Annotated in this window: 13 protein-coding genes and 1 other RNA gene; 5 read left to right on the forward strand and 9 right to left on the reverse strand. The window is 46.5% G+C overall.

Going from position 1 to position 18480, the window contains the following annotated elements; all coding sequences use genetic code 11:
• The 7 genes from GZ78_RS17380 to rnpB all read right to left on the reverse strand — a co-directional run bounded on the left by GZ78_RS17380 (position 1) and on the right by rnpB (position 7258).
• Positions 1-1419, reverse strand: coding sequence for a UDP-N-acetylmuramoyl-tripeptide--D-alanyl-D-alanine ligase (locus GZ78_RS17380; RefSeq protein ID WP_034838848.1), 1419 nt, complete (start codon positions 1417-1419; stop codon positions 1-3).
• Positions 1416-2942 (reverse strand): UDP-N-acetylmuramoyl-L-alanyl-D-glutamate--2,6-diaminopimelate ligase, encoded by a 1527-nt coding sequence (locus GZ78_RS17385; protein WP_201772745.1) that lies wholly within the window; start codon positions 2940-2942, stop codon positions 1416-1418. Before GZ78_RS17385 ends, GZ78_RS17380 begins: the two co-directional genes overlap by 4 nt.
• A complete protein-coding gene (locus GZ78_RS17390) occupies positions 2939-4717 on the reverse strand; it encodes a peptidoglycan D,D-transpeptidase FtsI family protein (RefSeq protein WP_236631610.1) in 1779 nt (592 codons plus the stop codon). The genes GZ78_RS17385 and GZ78_RS17390 overlap by 4 nt, the downstream gene beginning before the upstream one ends.
• Entirely contained in the window at positions 4714-5010 is a 297-nt protein-coding gene (gene ftsL, locus GZ78_RS17395; protein WP_051786305.1) for a cell division protein FtsL, read from the reverse strand. The genes GZ78_RS17390 and ftsL overlap by 4 nt, the downstream gene beginning before the upstream one ends.
• A 13-nt stretch (positions 5011-5023) precedes the next feature.
• Positions 5024-5956, reverse strand: a complete 933-nt coding sequence (gene rsmH, locus GZ78_RS17400) for a 16S rRNA (cytosine(1402)-N(4))-methyltransferase RsmH (RefSeq protein ID WP_034838851.1) — start codon at positions 5954-5956, stop codon at positions 5024-5026.
• Between the two features lie 24 nt (positions 5957-5980).
• Entirely contained in the window at positions 5981-6436 is a 456-nt protein-coding gene (gene mraZ, locus GZ78_RS17405) for a division/cell wall cluster transcriptional repressor MraZ (RefSeq protein ID WP_034838853.1), read from the reverse strand.
• 442 nt (positions 6437-6878) lie between these two features.
• Positions 6879-7258: RNase P RNA component class A (gene rnpB, locus GZ78_RS27695), an RNA gene on the reverse strand.
• A gap of 1072 nt (positions 7259-8330) precedes the next feature.
• Here rnpB and GZ78_RS17410 point away from each other — a divergent pair.
• From GZ78_RS17410 to GZ78_RS17430, 5 genes are all read left to right on the forward strand, one after another.
• Positions 8331-10253, forward strand: a complete 1923-nt coding sequence (locus GZ78_RS17410) for a PrkA family serine protein kinase (RefSeq protein WP_034838856.1) — start codon at positions 8331-8333, stop codon at positions 10251-10253.
• Positions 10254-10660: 407 nt separating this feature from the next.
• Complete coding sequence (locus GZ78_RS17415; protein ID WP_034838858.1) at positions 10661-11938, forward strand: YeaH/YhbH family protein; 1278 nt, start codon at positions 10661-10663, stop codon at positions 11936-11938.
• Entirely contained in the window at positions 11935-13470 is a 1536-nt protein-coding gene (locus GZ78_RS17420) for a SpoVR family protein (protein ID WP_034838864.1), read from the forward strand. Before GZ78_RS17415 ends, GZ78_RS17420 begins: the two co-directional genes overlap by 4 nt.
• A gap of 329 nt (positions 13471-13799) precedes the next feature.
• The gene (locus GZ78_RS17425; protein WP_034838866.1) at positions 13800-14984 is read left to right on the forward strand and encodes a DesA family fatty acid desaturase; all 1185 of its coding nucleotides are present in this window, start codon (positions 13800-13802) and stop codon (positions 14982-14984) included.
• A 292-nt stretch (positions 14985-15276) separates the two neighbouring features.
• Positions 15277-15696, forward strand: a complete 420-nt coding sequence (locus GZ78_RS17430; protein ID WP_034838869.1) for an H-NS histone family protein — start codon at positions 15277-15279, stop codon at positions 15694-15696.
• A 196-nt stretch (positions 15697-15892) separates the two neighbouring features.
• Here the strand turns inward: GZ78_RS17430 and phoR are convergent, their stop codons facing one another.
• Together phoR and phoB are read right to left on the reverse strand one after the other, a co-directional pair.
• Positions 15893-17212, reverse strand: a complete 1320-nt coding sequence (gene phoR, locus GZ78_RS17435) for a phosphate regulon sensor histidine kinase PhoR (RefSeq protein WP_034838872.1) — start codon at positions 17210-17212, stop codon at positions 15893-15895.
• Positions 17213-17456: 244 nt separating this feature from the next.
• The gene (phoB, locus tag GZ78_RS17440; RefSeq protein WP_034838874.1) at positions 17457-18146 is read right to left on the reverse strand and encodes a phosphate regulon transcriptional regulator PhoB; all 690 of its coding nucleotides are present in this window, start codon (positions 18144-18146) and stop codon (positions 17457-17459) included.
• Positions 18147-18480 lie beyond the last annotated feature (334 nt).

The raw sequence follows: 18480 nt of genomic DNA on the forward strand, positions 1-18480 counted from the left end.
TCAGCGCTCTCCCTTATATTCTGATCCCACGAGGGATCTGACAACATCCAACATTTCCATTCCTCTCGATCCCTTGATGAGAACTGTAACAGGACAATCTGCCTGCTGTTCTCTGAACGCCTGAATCCGGGTTCTTACCCAGTTCGAGAGAGCCTCTTTTTCTTCAAAGTGCTGCCCACTGTCATTATTGAACGCTTTTACAGCGTCGATAGACGCATCACCATAGGCAGCAAAACAGTCAATACTTTTAGCAGCAGCATATTTGCCCACATCAACATGTCGAGCTTTAGCCACTTCACCGAGGTCAAGCATATCCCCCAGTACCATGATGGTTTTACCTTCACAATCAGCAAGCTGATCTATAGCGGCCAAAGTCGCTATCGGACTGGCGTTATAACTCTCGTCAATGACCAGAACATCACCAGACAGAGGATAACGAGTACCTCTTCGTTGATAGGGGCGGGCATTTTCCAGCCCCTTGGCAATAATGTCCAGCCCCAGACCGACCGCCGATGCTGCTGCAGCCGCACAACACGCATTCTGAACCTGATGTTTACCCCAGAAAGCCAGCTTAACCGCTGCCTGCTCTTCAACCCCATTCCGATTAAGATTCAATCGAAAACTCATACCTTCTGATGTTGAATTCACTTCAGAGGCAAACACATCAGCTTCTGGCTTAGACAAACTGAAGGACAACACTTTTCGGCCCGATTGCTTTAAAGCTCTGTCCTGCCAGCGCAGAAAACTGGGATCATCAAGATTGAGTACGGATGTACCATTATTTTTAAGACCTTCCAGAATAAAGCCTTTTTCATGAATAACACCTTCAAGGGTGTGCAGATCCTTCAGGTGGTTTTCAGCAGCATTTGTGATAATAGAAACATCGGGGGCAGTCAGCTGAGTAATGTACTCAATCTCACCGGGAGAGCTGGTTCCCAGCTCAACAACGGCATGCTGCTGATCTTCTTCCAGTCTGAACAATGTCAGTGGCACACCGTAGGCATTATTCAAATTGCCCTCGGTTGCCAGAACTTTTCCAGCCTGTTCAAACACCGATGCCAGCATCTCTTTAACCGAGGTTTTTCCACAAGTTCCGGTAACAGCCACAACAGGAGCATGGAAACACGCCCGATTAAACTGCCCCAGTCGCCCCAGCGCTTTTTCGGTATCACGGACCTGAATCTGAGCAATTCCCAGTCCTTCAATAATTTCCTGCACCACAACTGCTGAAGCGCCTGACGCCTCTGCCTGCTTAGCATAAGTATGACCATCAAAACGGGGACCTTTGATGGCGACAAAAAGATTGCCAGCCTCAATGGTTCTGGTATCGATGCTAATGCCAGATATCGATGTATCCTGACCTGTTAGAGTCCCATCCAGAACCTCAACCAGCTCAGAGAGAGTAAACGACCGAATCATAGGCCCTCCTCTGTGTACGAAGCAGTTGATGGTTTCCAAAGATCCAGAGCTTTGATCGCTTCTTCACAATCATCAAATGAATGTCGAATGCCATTAATTTCCTGATAATCTTCGTGACCCTTACCAGCAATAACAACAATATCTCCAGCACCCGCTTTGCAGATAGCCAATTGAATGGCCTCAGCACGATTAATAACAGAGGTCACCGGTGTATCTGACTGCTCAACACCCGCCAGAGCATCCCTGATAATCTCAGAGGGATCTTCACTTCGAGGATTATCACTGGTTACCACCACCTCATCCGCACCCTGAACGGCCGCACGAGCCATAAGAGGCCTTTTTCCCCGATCCCTGTCACCACCACAACCAAAGACGCAGATTAATTTTGAAGCCCCATGCTCACGTAAAGCTGTCAACACACTGACCAGAGCGTCCGATGTATGGGCATAGTCCACGACGACAACGGGCTTTTGCCCCCCTCCCAGTCTTTGCATTCTTCCAGGTACCGGAATCAACTGAGGCAACTGCTCAAGAACTTGCTCCAAGGAAAACCCCTGGCAACAAACAGCACCTATAACAGCCAAAAGGTTTTCGAGGCTGAAGCGACCAAATTGTGGCGTTTTTAACTGACCCTCTCCCCAAGGAGTGATCAAATCAGACTTAACACCTTCAGAATCCAAAGTAATGTTGTTGGCAAAGATATCTGCCTGAGCCGAAACCATCGAAAAGGTGAAAGTTTCCGTCTCTTCGGAGCAACGGGACAACATCAACCCACTGTATTCATCGTCCAGATTTATGACAGCCTTCTTGACCCTGCCCCCGACAAACAACAATGCCTTGGCTTCTGCATAGGCGTCCATCGTCTGATGGTAATCAAGGTGATCTCGACTGATATTCGTAAAAACGCCCACCTCAAACTGCAGCCCATCTGCTCTCCCCTGATGCAAGCCATGAGAGGAAACCTCCATCGCCATAGAATGCACCTGACTTCCCACCAGCTCTGCCATAAAGCTCTGCGTAGAAACGGAGTCCGATGTTGTATTCAGACAGGGCTCCAACTCAGGTGGAACGCCTTTACCCAATGTTCCCATGACGGCACAAGGCTCATCGAGCAAAGAAAGTAATTGTGCAGCAAACCAACAGGTAGAGGTTTTACCATTGGTTCCAGTGACCCCTGTCAGTTTGAGCTTTGAAGATGGCTGCCGATAGAATTGATCGGCAAGAAAGCTAATACGCGCCTTTAAATCTTTAATAAAAATAATGGGCTTGCCAGACAGTGTTTCTGTTTCAAAAGCCGAAGTTTCAACACTCTCAGCAAGTACTGCAGCCGCACCTGACGCCACTGCTGTTTTAATAAATTCTCGACCATCAGAACTAAAACCCGGCACAGCCAGAAACAGCTCACCCCCGATCAACCTGCGGCTGTCGAGGGTCAGTCCTGTCAGTTGTATGTCTTTATCCAGCGGAGGATGATTCAACGCCACCAGCACTTCATTTACAGACGTCATTTGACACGAGGTCATGTTCCATCCTGTTTTAATTTCATAACTCCAGCCCGATGACTGGATCTTTCCGCTGTCAGCACTTTGTCTTCACTGGGCTTGACACCCAGCATTCTCAATGCCTGACCATTTACTTTGGAAAAAACCGGACCCGCTATCACACCACCGTAATAATCTTTTCCTGCAGGATCATCAATAATCACGACTGTAGCAATGCGAGGATTTTCTACAGGAGCGACACCCGCAAAAAGTCCCACATAACGATCTTCAAGGTAGCCACTACTACCGACTTTTTTAACCGTTCCCGTTTTCCCCCCCACATTGTAGGACTTGACCGCACCTCGCCAGCCTGTCCCACCTTTACCGACCACCTTCCCCAGCATTTCCATGATGTCATGGGCTACATCTTCATCCATGACCCGAACACCGTCAGGTGCCACATCGCGCTTGATCAGGGAGGCAGGCCTGAGCAGCCCTCCAGAACCCAGTACTGAATAGGCTTGCGCGAGCTGCAATGGCGTCACCGTCAAACCATAACCAAAGGACAGAGTCGCCACTTCAATATCACTCCAGCGATCCCTGTAAGGAAGAAAACCGGCTCTTTCGCCAGGAAAGCCAGTTCCAGGACTCTGACCGAATCCGACACGACGTAACATATCGACGACCTTATCAACACCAATATCGAGGGCCATTTTAGTCACACCGATATTGCTGGACTTTTTCAGTACCGTCTCAACATCAATGGTTCCATAACCTATGACATCCCGAACAGCATTTCGGCCTACGCGTAGATAGCCCACACCGGTTTTGACCTGGGTATAGCGATTATACCTGCCCGTTTCCATGGCAGCAGCGACAGTAAAAGGCTTTAAAGTTGACCCGGGCTCTACCAGGTCAGTCATTACACGGTTTCTCATGCGGTAAGGCTGCAACCCGGTTCGATTATTAGGGTTATAAGATGGCTGATTGACCATGGCCAGAACCTCTCCGGTCTGAACATCCATCATTATCAGAGAACCCGCTGTAGCCTTGGCTTTTTCAACTGCACTTTTCAGTTCTCGATAAGCCATGTACTGAAGTCTGGAATCAATACTGAGCATCAATTCTTTTCCAGGCTGCGCACTTTCAACCAGCTCAGCCTCTTTGGCAAGACGACCTCTCCGATCTTTCAACAACCTTCTGGTCCCTTCCGTACCGGTCAGCCAGTGATCATAGCCCAGTTCAAGACCTTCCTGCCCTTTGTCATCAATACCCGTGATTCCAACCAGATGCGCTGTCACCTCACCCATAGGGTAGTAACGCCTCTGCTCATCAAGAATATGGACACCCGGTACTTTCAACGCTTTAACTTTTTCACCCCGCTCCGGTGTCATCTGCCGCTTGAGATAGATAAACTCTTTCTCAACGCTCTTTTTAACCCTGCCCGCCAACCAGCTCTTATCTACTTTGAGAGTAAATGCCAGCTCATCCCAGCGCTCTGGCACCTTGATCAGCTCTTGAGGATCAGCCCAGATAGTCATGACGGGAGCACTTACCGCAAGGATCTTGCCATTGCGGTCAAACACTACGCCACGGTGGGCGGGTATAGCCTCATGACGAACAGAACGCTTATCGCCTTCATTCTGAAGAAAATTCCGATTCAACACTTGAAGATCGACAAGGCGATAGCAGATCACCAGCCCCGCCGTAATGAACAACAGCTGCAGAAGTTTGACTCTCCAGCGAAATGGCATGGACTCTTTTTTGCCAACCTGGCTTTTTCTGTTGGCACTGGCCGTCCTTGCTGCAGATTTCACGGTACCACCATTTTTATACGTCCAGCATCAGGCACTTCCATGTCCAACTCTTCCCTTGCAATTTTTTCCACTCGCCCTGGATTAGTGAGGGAACTCTGTTCTAAAAGCAACTTACCCCACTCAACCTGGGCCTTATTCCTTCGCTCCAACTCCTGTTGAAGCTCATTATGCAGCCGTCTGTTTTCATGACCGACAAAGCTCACTGCCACTCCAGACACAAGCACACTGGTCAGCAGCAGAGCACTGACTAAATTGGATTTTTGAAACAACGCCTGCAGCGGTTTTCTATCCATTTTTTCAGCCTTGTCAGATCAGTTTCTCAGCAATACGCATGACGGCACTTCTCGCTCTTGGGTTAGCCTTAACTTCTTGCTCACCCGGTTTAATGGCTTTACCTATTGGCCTCAGTCGTTTGTTAAGCTGATCTTCCGTTACCGGCATCCAGCGCGGTAACTCATCGCCTTTGGCCTGTTTTCGAATAAATCGTTTGGCAATCCTGTCTTCCAGTGAGTGGAAACTGATAACCACCAGACGCCCACCCGGTTTGAGTACTTCAAGCGCTATATCCAGACAATCCACCAGATCATCCAGCTCTCGATTTATATGTATACGGATTGCCTGAAACGCTCTGGTAGCCGGATGCTTGCCCTTCTCTCTGGAAGAGCTGGCAGCGGCAATAATGTTCGCCAGACGTTTCGTCGTTGTAATAGGCCCTTCTTCTCTTTCCCTGATAACCGCTCTGGCAATTCTGCGGGAGAAACGATCTTCGCCGTATTCCCAGATCACCCTGCTAATCTCCTGCTCTTCGGCACGATTTATCCAATCTGCTGCACTTTCTCCCTGAGTGGTATTCATCCGCATGTCCAGCGGACCATCCTGCATAAAGCTAAAACCCCTCTCAGCGTTGTCTAACTGTGGAGAAGAGACTCCCAGATCCAGCAACACACCTTCTACCTTCTGCCCCTGAAGCGCTTCTTCCAGCTCTGCAAAGGATCCGTGATAGATAGAAAAGCGGCTATCTGCTTCAGCCAGCTGATCAGCAACGGCTATAGCTCTGGGATCTTTGTCGATACCGACCAGCCGCCCTTTGTCGGAAAGCTTTTCCAGGATGGCACGACTGTGACCACCGCGACCAAATGTTCCATCGACATAGATCCCATCCGGATCTGTAACCAGGGCTTCAACCGCTTCGTTTAACAGCACCGTAACGTGCTGATCTGATTGTTCTTGTAATGACATCGATCATGCCCGGGCTAATGCCCATTAAAGGGATAAAGACTGGAGTTCAGCTGGCACTTCGCCGGATTCACTGGCTTCCTGAAGATAATCGTCTCGCCGCTGATTCCAGCTGGCTTCATCCCACAGTTCAAACTTTTTGCCCTGACCCAGAAGAATGCAGCGCTTATCCAAGCCTGCATAATCCCTGAGCAAGGGAGGTACTAAAACTCGGCCACTGCCATCCATATCAATGTCGGTTGCATGTCCGATAAGAAGTCTCTGGATACGGCGTGTCATAGGATGAAAACTGGGCAAGGCTTCAATTTTCGCTTGAATGGCCTCCCACTCATCCTGTGGATAAATCAATAGACAGGGTTCATCGGTATCAATGGTCGCCACCAGGCTGCCTTCACAACGATCCCTCAACACCTGCCGATAACGGGTAGGTATTGCAAGACGCCCTTTAGCATCGAGGTTTATGGCATTGACCCCACGAAACAAATCGGTTCTCCCTGGTCAAGTCAGACAGGATGAAAGGCTAAAGCCCGGAGAGAAAAAAGTGCTCATTACTACCCCTCTTCCTCACATCATGCCCATTAAACTCCACATTTATCCACTTTACGCCACTGAAGCACACTATAGAAATCTCAAAAACCCACGTCAAGGTCAGAATCTGTCTGCTGCGTCAAAGAATTGACCTGGACAGAGAGCTCATAACCAGAACATTGCATTAAAAAAGTGCATGAAAATGAGCAGCTTGGGAGGAAGATCTATTTAAGCTCGTGAAGCCAGAAAGCTGTCTGAAAAAAATTGTAAAAATTTCAGACAATTACATAAATCGATGAACACAACGCTCAATCCATTGCAGATTGGCAAATCATACTCTCCGAATTACTTTCCGGAGTTACTCAGGTAAAGCTCTCACTTAGCGGAAGAAAAAGAAGTCTCGAGCTGGCCTGTAAGCCGGGTTCTGTCCAACCTGTAAAACAGGTCTGGGCAATCATTCATCTGGGATGCCTGTCACCAGACACCTCAAGCAACCTACCCGAATCCAGTGCGGGCCACACCTCTAGGATTCCTATTTGGTCTTGCTCCAGGCGGGGTTTACCATGCCGTGAACTGTTACCAGTCACGCGGTGCGCTCTTACCGCACCCTTTCACCCTTACCGGTCACCAGCTGGTGACTTAGGCGGTCTGCTCTCTGCTGCACTTTCCGTAGGCTTTCGCCTCCCAGGCGTTACCTGGCGCCACACCCTATGGAGCCCGGACTTTCCTCCACCAGATACTGAAACAGCATCCAACAGCGACTGCCCGGCCAACTCGAGGCGGCGAATACTACCGAATCATCCCGCTCACTGCAATTCATTCATTTCCGAAAGTTGTAAAAAATCTTTATCAGGTATCCGACCCACAGAAGATTTTCTCAGCATGACTAGGAGGCTGACCGAGAATAGCGTCCGAGCATAAAATTCAGTAGAACGAGTCAGCTTTTTCACTGGTTTTGTGCGAATAGTTGACCTATTTTTAAGCAAATCCAGTGGAAAAGATGGCCGTTCTTTCTGGATTTTAGGCCGGACTGTCTATTCTCGGTCAGCCTCCTAGGAGGCTGACCGAGAATAGCGTCCGAGCATAAAATTCAGTAGAACGAGTCAGCTTTTTCACTGGATTTGTGCGAATAGTTGACCTATTTAAGCAAATCCAGTGGAAAAGATGGCCGTTCTTTCTGGATTTTAGGCCGGACTGTCTATTCTCGGTCAGCCTCCTAGGAGGCTGACCGAGAATAGACTTGAAAAGAGTCGACTAAACATCCAAGTGGCGTAGCAAGCAGTTCAGATTGAGAATCACTGAACCTTGAAAGGAAGGTTATAGGTATCGCCATAATCATTCCTATCTGATGATTTCATTTTGTATAAGCGCTACTGTTACTCTCTTTCTTGATGACCCCGGACACAACCCGTTTTCTTGCATAATCAAGCAAGATTTATCGGTGAGACAAATAAAAGTCTAAAGACGTTTACTTGCAACTTTCAGGGTGATAACAGTACTGTCACAACCCCCAAGAACCTCACGCACTTTTCGGGTGCAGAAAAAAAAATCGCTATTTTCTGCATTAAACCCTACGACAACTATTGCAGATTGATCAAAAACTCCACATTATAAAATCTAAAGGGCTGGAAATTTCCTGCCATTCTGTTTGAGTCAACATCAATGTTTCAGTTGAGATTTCCATGATGTCAGCCAATGGACGGCTGCCAGCCCAGGCCACTGCTTATACTTGCTTTCTATAATTATAAGAGTGGCTAATGTACTGATCTTGCCGATAGTCGTAATTGAGGGGGCGGCCAAACCCCGGTACGGCTATCGAAACCGAACATCAGACAGGGCAGGGCACAATATGGATATATTTAACCACTATCAGGAGCGATTCCAATCCACGCAGCAGGAAGAGCTTAACATCCAGGAGTATCTGGATCTCTGCAAAGAAGACCCTGGTGCCTATGCCAATGCAGCAGAAAGAATGCTGTTGGCTATTGGCGAACCACAGATGACTGATACCTCCCGGGACTCACGCCTCAGCCGTATATTTTCCAATAAACTGATCAAGCGATACCCTGCCTTTGAAGAGTTTTATGGCATGGAAGAAGCGATTGAACAAATCGTATCCTACTTCAAACATGCTGCTCAGGGACTGGAAGAAAAGAAACAGATTCTCTATTTGCTGGGTCCGGTTGGTGGAGGTAAGTCATCTCTCGCAGAACGATTAAAAGCCCTGATGCAAAGACAACCTTTCTATGCCATTAAAGGTTCGCCGGTTTTCGAATCCCCTCTTAATCTGTTCAATGCCGAAGAAGACGGAGACATACTAACTCAGGAATACGGTATTCCCCAACGCTACCTTGGCGGCATCATGTCACCCTGGGCAGTAAAACGTCTGAACGAATTTGGCGGTGATATTACCAAGTTCAAAATTGTAAAACTTTATCCGAGTATTCTGAATCAAGTAGCCATCGCTAAGACCGAGCCAGGCGATGAAAACAATCAGGATATTTCCAGCCTGGTAGGTAAAGTCGATATTCGTCAGCTGGAAGAATACTCACAGGATGATCCAGACGCTTACAGTTTCTCCGGCGCACTCTGCCGTGCCAACCAGGGCCTGATGGAATTTGTAGAAATGTTCAAGGCTCCCATCAAAGTCCTTCACCCCCTGCTGACTGCAACTCAGGAAGGCAACTACAACAGTACGGAAGGTATGGGAGCCATTCCTTTTAATGGTGTATTACTTGCTCACTCCAATGAATCTGAGTGGCAGACCTTTAAAAACAATAAAACCAATGAAGCCTTTATTGACCGGGTCAATATCGTCAAGGTTCCTTATTGCACTCGAGTCAAAGAAGAGATCCTGATCTATGAGAAGCTATTAACCAACAGCTCTCTGAGAGACGCTCCCTGCGCACCTGATACATTGAAAATGCTGGCCCAGTTTTCAGTACTTTCCAGAGTAAAAGAACCTGATAACTCCAATGTATATTCCAAGATGAGAGTTTATGACGGTGAAAACCTGAAAGATACTGACCCCAACGCCAAGCCTTTACAAGAATATAAAGATGCCGCAGGTGTCGATGAAGGCATGGAAGGACTTTCTACCCGTTTTGCTTTCAAGATCCTATCCAAGGTTTTCAACTTTGATCCAACAGAAGTGGCCGCCAACCCTGTTCATATGCTTTATGTCCTGGAGCAACAGATTGAACAGCAACAGTTCCCGAAAGAAATACATGAACGTTATCTGCGTTATGTGAAGGAATTCCTGGCACCCAAATACATTGAATTCCTGGGCAAAGAGATTCAAACAGCTTACCTCGAGTCATACTCTGAATATGGCCAGAATATCTTTGATCGCTACATTACTTACGCAGACTTCTGGATTCAGGATCAGGAATACCGTGATCCTGAAACCGGAGATATTCTTGACCGGGTCGCCATTAACGAAGAGTTGGAGAAAATCGAGAAAGCAGCCAGTATCGCCAATCCGAAGGACTTCCGGAACGAAGTCGTTAACTTCGTACTCAGAGCACGGGCCAACAATCAGGGCAGCAACCCAAGCTGGTCCAGCTACGAGAAAATGCGCACCGTAATTGAGAAGAAAATGTTCTCTAACACTGAAGACCTGCTGCCGGTCATTTCATTTAATGCCAAGAGCAGCAATGAAGACCAGCGCAAGCATAACGAGTTCGTAAAACGTATGGTTGAAAGAGGTTATACCGAGAAACAGGTCAGACTACTGGCTGAATGGTATATCAGGGTCAGAAAGTCACAGTAACCGATATGGCCTGCGACCCGGTCGCAGGCCATACTTTATTATGAAAGTGCAGCTCTATCAGACCCTGTAGCCATTCTCATGTTTCGGGGTGAGCCGCATTTACCGCTCATGGCTGTTTATGGAATTATTTTTTGATCACATACTGGCCCACCCCATGTATGTGATCAAAAAATAATTTCGAGACGACTTCAGGAGTGACTGACGAATGTCAGAAAAATACTCCTGACGAGAAAATAAAAAAAACCGGTGGAAGGATGTCACCACATTTCGATAACCAATACAGTCATGAGCGAAAAAAAGTCATGAAATGAGGGAGTTGGAATGACAAGGTTTTGAACGGGCTGTTCAAAACTGGCGACATGGAAATCATGAAATGTTCTGTGTCATAACAGACAGGGAGCGTGTTAATGAGCATTATTATTGATCGACGTCTGAATGGGAAAAACAAGAGTACTGTCAACAGACAGCGCTTCCTGGACAGATACCGAAAGCACATTAAGAAAGCTGTTTCTGAAGCGGTTAACAAGCGCTCCATTACTGATGTGGAATCAGGCAGCCAGGTCACTATTCCAACCAAAGATCTCTCCGAGCCACGCTTTCAGCATGGCCAGGGGGGTCGATACAAGCAGGTTCACCCGGGGAATAAAGAGTTCATTTCTGGCGACAGAATCAAGCGTCCCTCAGGGGGTTCAGGCCAGGGGTCGGGTAAGGGTAAAGCCGGTAACTCTGGCGAAGGGATGGATGAATTCAGCTTCCAGATCAATCATGAAGAATTTTTGAATCACATGTTTGATAATCTGGAGCTGCCCAACCTGGTGCGCAAGCAACTCCAGGATGCTACTGAGTTTAAAATGAAGCATGCAGGTTACTCCAGCGAAGGTTCTCCTGACCGACTGAATATTGTGCGTTCTCTGAGATCAGCCCATGCTCGACGCATTGCTTTGGGAGGTGGAGCCAGAAAAGAAGTGAGAGCTTTGAGGCGTCAACTCCGCGAGCTGGAAGTCAGTCCTGAAGCGACTGACACACAGTTAGTAGAAGAGCTTCGCGAGAAAATCAGAGAACTCAATGGCAAGTTAAAAAAACTACCCTTTATTGATGACTTTGATCTCAAATACAACAACCTGATCAAGGTTCCCAGTCCCAGTAATAAAGCTGTGATGTTTTGCGTCATGGATGTCTCTGGCTCCATGACACAAGAAATCAAGGATATGGCCAAGCGCTTCTTCATTTTGCTTTATCTATTCCTTCAGCGTAATTACAAACAGATCGAAGTCGTCTTTATTCGTCACCATACTGCGGCGAAAGAAGTCGATGAGGATGATTTCTTTTATTCCAGAGAAACAGGCGGAACCATTGTATCCAGTGCGCTGGAAATGACCCGTGACATTATCAATAACCGCTACAACCCAGTGGATTGGAATATTTATGTTGCTCAAGCGTCTGATGGGGATAACTGGGAAGGTGACTCCAGCGTCTGCTCCAAGATTCTGACTGAGCAAATCATGTCAAAGGTTCAATATTTTTCATACGTCGAAATCACCGATCGCGCACACCAGAATCTGTGGCGTGAATACGAAAGCGTCGCAGAGTCATTCGCTGATCAGTTCGCCATGCAGCAGATCAAAACACCTAATGACATCTATCCGGTGTTCCGTCGCCTGTTTGAGAAAAAGGAAACCGTATGAGCGAGACATCAGTTACGAGTGAAAAAACGCCCATTTCTACCAGTTCAGAATGGACCTTTGAACTCATTCAAGAGTATGACAGTGAACTGGCTCGACTGGCCGACAAATTCAGGCTGGATACCTATCCCAACCAGATTGAAGTGATCAGTGCTGAACAAATGATGGACGCCTATTCGTCAACAGGTATGCCATTGATGTACAGCCACTGGAGCTTTGGCAAACAGTTTCTCCATACCCAGCAGAACTACCAACGTGGTCGTATGGGGCTTGCTTATGAAATTGTGATTAACTCCGACCCCTGCATTGCTTATCTCATGGAAGAAAACACCATGACCATGCAGGCACTGGTTCTGGCGCACGCCAGTTATGGTCACAACTCATTCTTCAAAGGTAACTATCTTTTCCAGACCTGGACCGATGCAGAGTCCATTATTGATTACCTGATGTTTGCTAAACGTTATGTGGCAGAATGCGAAGAAAAATATGGTGTTGAAGCGGTAGAAGATGTATTGGATGCAGCTCACGCCCTTATGAACCAGGGCGTCAACCGCTATAAGCGTCCCAGGCCTCTCTCTGCAGAACAGGAAAAAGAACGTCAGCAGGAACGTGCTGAATATATCCAGAGAACACTGAACGATATCTGGACAACGATTCCAAAAGCTGAAGAAAAAGAAGAAAGGAAAGTTCAGCGTTTCCCCAAAGATCCAGAAGAGAATATCCTGTATTTTCTGGAGAAGAACGCTCCTCTTCTTGAGACCTGGCAGCGTGAACTGATTCGTATCGTCCGAAAAGTAGCCCAGTACTATTACCCTCAGCGACAGACTCAGGTCATGAACGAAGGTTGGGCCTGCTTCTGGCACTACCACCTGCTGCATGAGCTATATCATGAAGGCAAAGTGACTGACGGCTTTATGCTGGAGTTCCTGCACTCGCATTCTAACGTGGTCTATCAACCGCCTTTTGACAGTCCAAATTACAGTGGAATCAACCCCTACACTCTTGGCTTCAGTATGTTTCAGGACATTCGTAGAATCTGTGAAGATCCAACGGATGAAGACAAGCACTGGTTCCCTGACTTTGCAGGCAGTGACTGGCTGGAAACGGTTCACTTTGCTATGAAGAACTTCAAAGATGAAAGTTTTATCCTGCAGTTCCTGTCCCCTAAAGTCATGAGGGATCTAAGGCTGTTTTCTGTTTTGGATGATGAAGGCAAGTCTTATCTGGAAGTCGATGCTATCCATAACAGTACCGGTTATCAGGAAGTAAGAGAGTCCCTTGCTGCCCAATATAATCTTGGCAATCGGGAACCTAATATCCAGATCTTTGACGTGGATGTCCGTGGCGATCGAACATTAACCGTAAGACATTACCAGCATCAGGGACGACCACTGGATAAAAATACCGAAGAGTTATTGAAACACGTACACAGACTCTGGCAGTTTGATGTCAAAATGGAGTCAGTCACTGCAGACAATAAAGTGAGTCAAAGTTATCACTGCCCGGATAAAAAAGATTCTGGGAAATCTCACTAAACAGCAATGACCGGAGAGTAATAGCTACCTTTGCAACACTTAATATAACGAGTTAGCATTTAACAAACACAATAAAAATAGCCTGCTTACTGGTATCCCCACTGTTACAGCAGTGGGGCATTACCTTTCACAAAACGATACAAAAAAATGTTTCTAACATGAAAAGCTGCTAGCTTACTTCAAGGATCCAATTTATCGGGACGATAAAATCAGCAGTCTTCGCCCATTCAATATCGCTGCTTCATGAAACAATCAGGTGACACCGGCACAAACAATAATTCGACTTATTAAAAGAGCTGTATTCTGTGAAAAGCTGATGAGGTATGAACATGTGGTATGAAGGATTCCTGTCTCCCTCTTTATGGGAGGCTGCACTGGCAACCCTGTTGCTGACACACATCACTATTCTATCAGTCACGATCTATCTGCACCGGTACAGCGCTCATAACGCTCTGGAACTTCACCCTGTTTTACAGCATATTTTCCGTTTCTGGCTTTGGCTGACAACAGGCATGCGAACTCTGGAGTGGACAGCCATTCACAGAAAACACCATGCCTTCTGTGAAACAGACCATGACCCTCATAGCCCGGTTCGCAAAGGACTCCGCAAAGTACTCTGGCAAGGTGCAGAGTTGTATCGACAAGAAGCAGAAAATCAGGAAACCCTTCAGCGCTTCGGACAAAGAACGCCTGATGACTGGATTGAAAGGAAATTATATACCCCCTACACCAAGGCAGGCATTGCGTTCATGCTGGTCATTGACCTGCTTCTTTTTGGCATCATAGGTATTACCATCTGGGCTGTTCAAATGCTCTGGATTCCATTTTTTGCCGCAGGTGTCATCAATGGTCTGGGCCACCACAGTGGGTATCGAAACTTTGAATGTAAGGATGCCGCCAGAAACTTATTCCCTATTGGCTTGCTGATTGGAGGAGAAGAACTGCATAACAATCATCACACGTTCCCCAACTCACCCAAACTGTCAGTGCGTAAATGGGAGTTCGATATTGGCTGGTTATGGATTCGCTTTTTCAGTTTTTTAAATCTGGCCCATGCCAGAACAGTCAATCCACTGGCTAAAATGGACTTTGAAAAAGACCATATAGATTACGATACTGTAATGGCCATAATTAATAATCGATTTCAAATTATGGCCCAATACAAAAAAATGGTCATCGCACCAATGGTCAGGGATGAAAAAAGCAGAGCCTGTGCTCAGACCAAACGACTATTTAATTCCGCCAGACAACTTCTAGCTCGTGAAAGCAGCCTGCTGATTCCCGGTCATAAGGAACGAGTCCAAAGCATTCTCGATACCAGCCAGGTTCTCAATACGATTTACAAGAAAAAAAATGACCTTCAAGCTATCTGGAATACGATAAAAGATAAAAATGAACGAATAGATGCATTAATTAAATGGTGCCAAGAGTCTGAGGAAAGCGGAATAAAACACCTTCAGGATTTTTCAAAATTATTGAAGAGCCATACACTTCCTAATGCATCGGCCATTTAATCTATATTGTATTTCTTGAAAGCCCCAATACCAAAGTATGTATTTATCCCTTTAAAGCAAACAATTAATTTCAGGACAATTCAAATCGTTAGCACTTAATGCCAAGCTCCAACTGTTTATCTATTGTACAATCGTTCCTATCAACTCATAAAACCTTCTTAAATCTATTTAAATACTTCGTAAAAGCACATTAAATGCTTCCATCAATTTAAAGCTTCCTGTATAAATAGGCACTTTCATAATTGAATACCATCAATACCCCATCGATTTGGTCTGAATTGGGAGTTCCTGAATGAACGTTTTTGAAGAAATTCATCATCGCCTGAGCAGTAAAACCCGTATCCGCTCACTGTTTAAAGATGTTCATGTTGAAGATCTTGAGCGTATTATCTCCAGAATGCAGGATGTTATGCAGGAGAAACTTGAAGCACGAAATAAAATTGACGAAGAGCGTCAAGCTAAACAGGAAAGCATTGAAGCCGTTAAGCAAATTATGGCTGAGCGCGGCATCTCAATGGAAGACCTGGATGATCTGGAAGTAGCGACTCCAAAGCGTCGCAGAAATGTTCAAAAATTTACTTTTGAATTCCAGACAGAAGCAGGCGACACAATACAATGGGACGGTTCTACCACTGGCCGTCTACCACGTGATTTCCAGGCCTACCTGGATCGCACTGGCAAAAAACGTCTGGACTGCGTGGTTGAGAACTAAGTTTACCTTTTTCAGAACTCCAGACTAATGTCTTATCCGCTGCTTCTGAAATACAGACGTCAGTGGGTCAGAATGAAAACATGATTCAATGCAGTTAAACCGGTTATTTGAATCATGTATGACCATGAAAAGATAAATCATTTTTTGATGGTATACCTAAAAGCAGAAAAGGAGCTACCGCTCCTTTTCTGCTTTTTCAGGAATGCTCCAGCTCAAGACATTTTTCAGGAAAATGACAAACAAATCGGCTGCCTTTCCCCGGGTGACTACGGATACTAAGCTTACCTCCATGTCTCAGCATTACGTGCTTGACGATAGCCAACCCAAGCCCTGTTCCCCCTGTATTCTGACTACGACTTTTATCAATACGGTAGAAGCGTTCAGTTAATCTGGGAATGTGCATGGGATCAATGCCAACCCCATTGTCTTCCACCATTAAATGCCCACCTTCCTTATCTTGCCACCAGCGCACATGAATCTTTCCACCCAGCGGTGTATAGCGAACAGCATTAAAGACCAGATTTGAGAAAGCACTGCGTAATTCACTGCTACTGCCAGCCAAAAAGACATCCTCATCGCAATCCAGAGAAATCTGATGCTGGTTTTCACCACTGAGCGCTCGTCCATCTTCAACAATGCTATTCAGCATGGTTTTAACATGTACACCATTCTCATCAGACTGGGCTTCAGCCGATTCCAGTTTGGACAACAATAAAAGGTCTGCCACCAGGTTCTGCATTCTCAGTGATTGCTCCTGCATTCTATTCAGAGCTTTCTCCCAAACAGGAGGCAAACCAGAATCAGGACCCAGACTATCCAGCATTGTTTCAAGATAGCCGGAAACAACAGTAAGCGGTGTTCTCAGCTCGTGGGATACATTGGCAACAAAATCCTTTCTCATGACTTCCAGCTGATTCAAACGCGTGACATCTCTGACTGTCATCAGCCGATTGCCTTTACCGTAAACTGTAATATTAAACTGCAATTGATGATCAGGATTGATAGGGGAGGGAATTTCAAGCGCTTTTTGATAACCACCTTGATCAAAATAGTCAGAAAACCGGGGATCTCGCAGCAGGTTCGTAATTAATTGCCCCTGGTCATCAGGCATCTTCAGGCCCATCAGGGTTTCAGCAGCCGGATTCCACCACTCCAGATTGCTCTGATTATCAATCATTACTACGCCGTCATTCAAAGCGGCTGTGGATTCCTGAATACGCTCGATGACGACAGCAAGCTTTTGCCGAGAACGGCTGTGCTGTTTTTGTAAGCGATAGATACCATCAAAAATCTCGCCCCAGAATCCTTTACTTTCGGGTGGCTCCTTACTCTTCGCCTTGGGGTCATTCAACCAATCCAACAGCTTAAAGAGTTGACGGAAACTCCATACAAAATAACCTCCCATCACCACACAGAGGCCCAAAAAAGGCTCTCCTACAAACCAGCCCAGAGAAAACCCAACTATCATGTAAGCCAGCATATGGCTCAACAAATAGGATTTTGAAATTGTTGTCATATTACTCCCGGCCAGATACCTGCTGACAGCCTACTGGACGAGAATAATGTTCCAGATGGCTATCTACAATAGTCTCAAAAGCAACGTCGATCACTGACATCACCCCAGACAGGCTATCACCCATCCATAGAAAAATGTTACCTCTGGTGAGCCAGCAGGTCGAGCTCACCAGACAGTTTCAAACAATCATGAGCGACGAGTGCTGCCAACCACCCCTCATCTTCAATAGTGATGGGTAACACAGCTAAACTCTTGTTGAGAAACGATAGCCTGTACCGCGAACCGTTTGAACAAAGCCTTCATAGTTATTGCCCAGGGCTTTTCGCAAACGTCGAATGTGCACATCGACTGTTCGTTCTTCTACGTAGACATTGCCGCCCCACACCTGATCCAGCAGCTGTCCACGGCTATATGCCCGCTCCTGATGAGTCAGGAAAAACTGCAGCAAACGATATTCAGTAGGCCCTATCTCAGCGGGAGATCCATCAATCGATACCCTGTGACTGACAGGGTCCAGCTCCAAGCCTTTTATGACAATAGGAGACTGATTATCAAATCCGCCTGCACGACGAAGTACTGCTTTCAAACGGGCAGCCAGTTCACGAGGAGAAAAAGGTTTGGTGATATAGTCATCCGCTCCGGTTTCAAGCCCCTGAATTTTATGATCCTCTTCACCTTTTGCTGTCAGCATCACGATGGGAATTTCTGAGGTCAGCTCATTACGCTTGAGGCGGCGGGCCAGTTCGATACCTGAGATATCCGGTAACATCCAGTCCAGCAATATCAGATCGGGCTTATTATCTACAATCAGAGAGTGCGCTTCCTTCGCATCAGCTGCCTCGAGGCAGTCATATCCTGCCATTTCCAGAGCAACGGTCACCATCTCGCGAATAGGTGCTTCGTCATCTACGATCAGAATGGTCTTTCCTGGCATTGATCTCTACCTGTTATCTGTCGATTCGATTTTGGCGGTGACGTTCTGGCTTCTATCAGGTACAGCTCCAAGCTTTACCGGGAGGGTAATATATTCGATCTACCATTGCTCCATCACTCAGGGCTGTTTCTCACTGCTTCGATCAACCGCACTATACATGGGTCATTACACCCTTGAAATGTTACAGACAGATGACACAGACAAAGCAGACATCACACTTCAAACACAAACACTTCGACTAAACCCCTTGGGAGACAATACTCAACGGCATTTCCACCCTATAAAACGCTAGTGATAATACCTATCAGATTATAAACAGCATTAAACAGAATAA

The organism is Endozoicomonas numazuensis, assembly GCF_000722635.1.
Classification (GTDB): Bacteria; Pseudomonadota; Gammaproteobacteria; order Pseudomonadales; family Endozoicomonadaceae; genus Endozoicomonas_A; species Endozoicomonas_A numazuensis.

What these genes read in the sequence shown, in the direction of transcription:
- GZ78_RS17380 (WP_034838848.1), bottom strand. Translation starts at nt 1,419, where the DNA reads ATGATTCGGTCGTTTACTCTCTCTGAGCTGGTTGAGGTTCTGGATGGG.
- GZ78_RS17385 (WP_201772745.1), bottom strand. Translation starts at nt 2,942, where the DNA reads ATGACCTCGTGTCAAATGACGTCTGTAAATGAAGTGCTGGTGGCGTTG.
- ftsL (WP_051786305.1), bottom strand. Translation starts at nt 5,010, where the DNA reads ATGGATAGAAAACCGCTGCAGGCGTTGTTTCAAAAATCCAATTTAGTC.
- rsmH (WP_034838851.1), bottom strand. Translation starts at nt 5,956, where the DNA reads ATGTCATTACAAGAACAATCAGATCAGCACGTTACGGTGCTGTTAAAC.
- GZ78_RS17410 (WP_034838856.1), top strand. Translation starts at nt 8,331, where the DNA reads ATGGATATATTTAACCACTATCAGGAGCGATTCCAATCCACGCAGCAG.
- GZ78_RS17415 (WP_034838858.1), top strand. Translation starts at nt 10,661, where the DNA reads ATGAGCATTATTATTGATCGACGTCTGAATGGGAAAAACAAGAGTACT.
- GZ78_RS17420 (WP_034838864.1), top strand. Translation starts at nt 11,935, where the DNA reads ATGAGCGAGACATCAGTTACGAGTGAAAAAACGCCCATTTCTACCAGT.
- GZ78_RS17425 (WP_034838866.1), top strand. Translation starts at nt 13,800, where the DNA reads ATGTGGTATGAAGGATTCCTGTCTCCCTCTTTATGGGAGGCTGCACTG.
- GZ78_RS17430 (WP_034838869.1), top strand. Translation starts at nt 15,277, where the DNA reads ATGAACGTTTTTGAAGAAATTCATCATCGCCTGAGCAGTAAAACCCGT.
- phoR (WP_034838872.1), bottom strand. Translation starts at nt 17,212, where the DNA reads ATGACAACAATTTCAAAATCCTATTTGTTGAGCCATATGCTGGCTTAC.
- phoB (WP_034838874.1), bottom strand. Translation starts at nt 18,146, where the DNA reads ATGCCAGGAAAGACCATTCTGATCGTAGATGACGAAGCACCTATTCGC.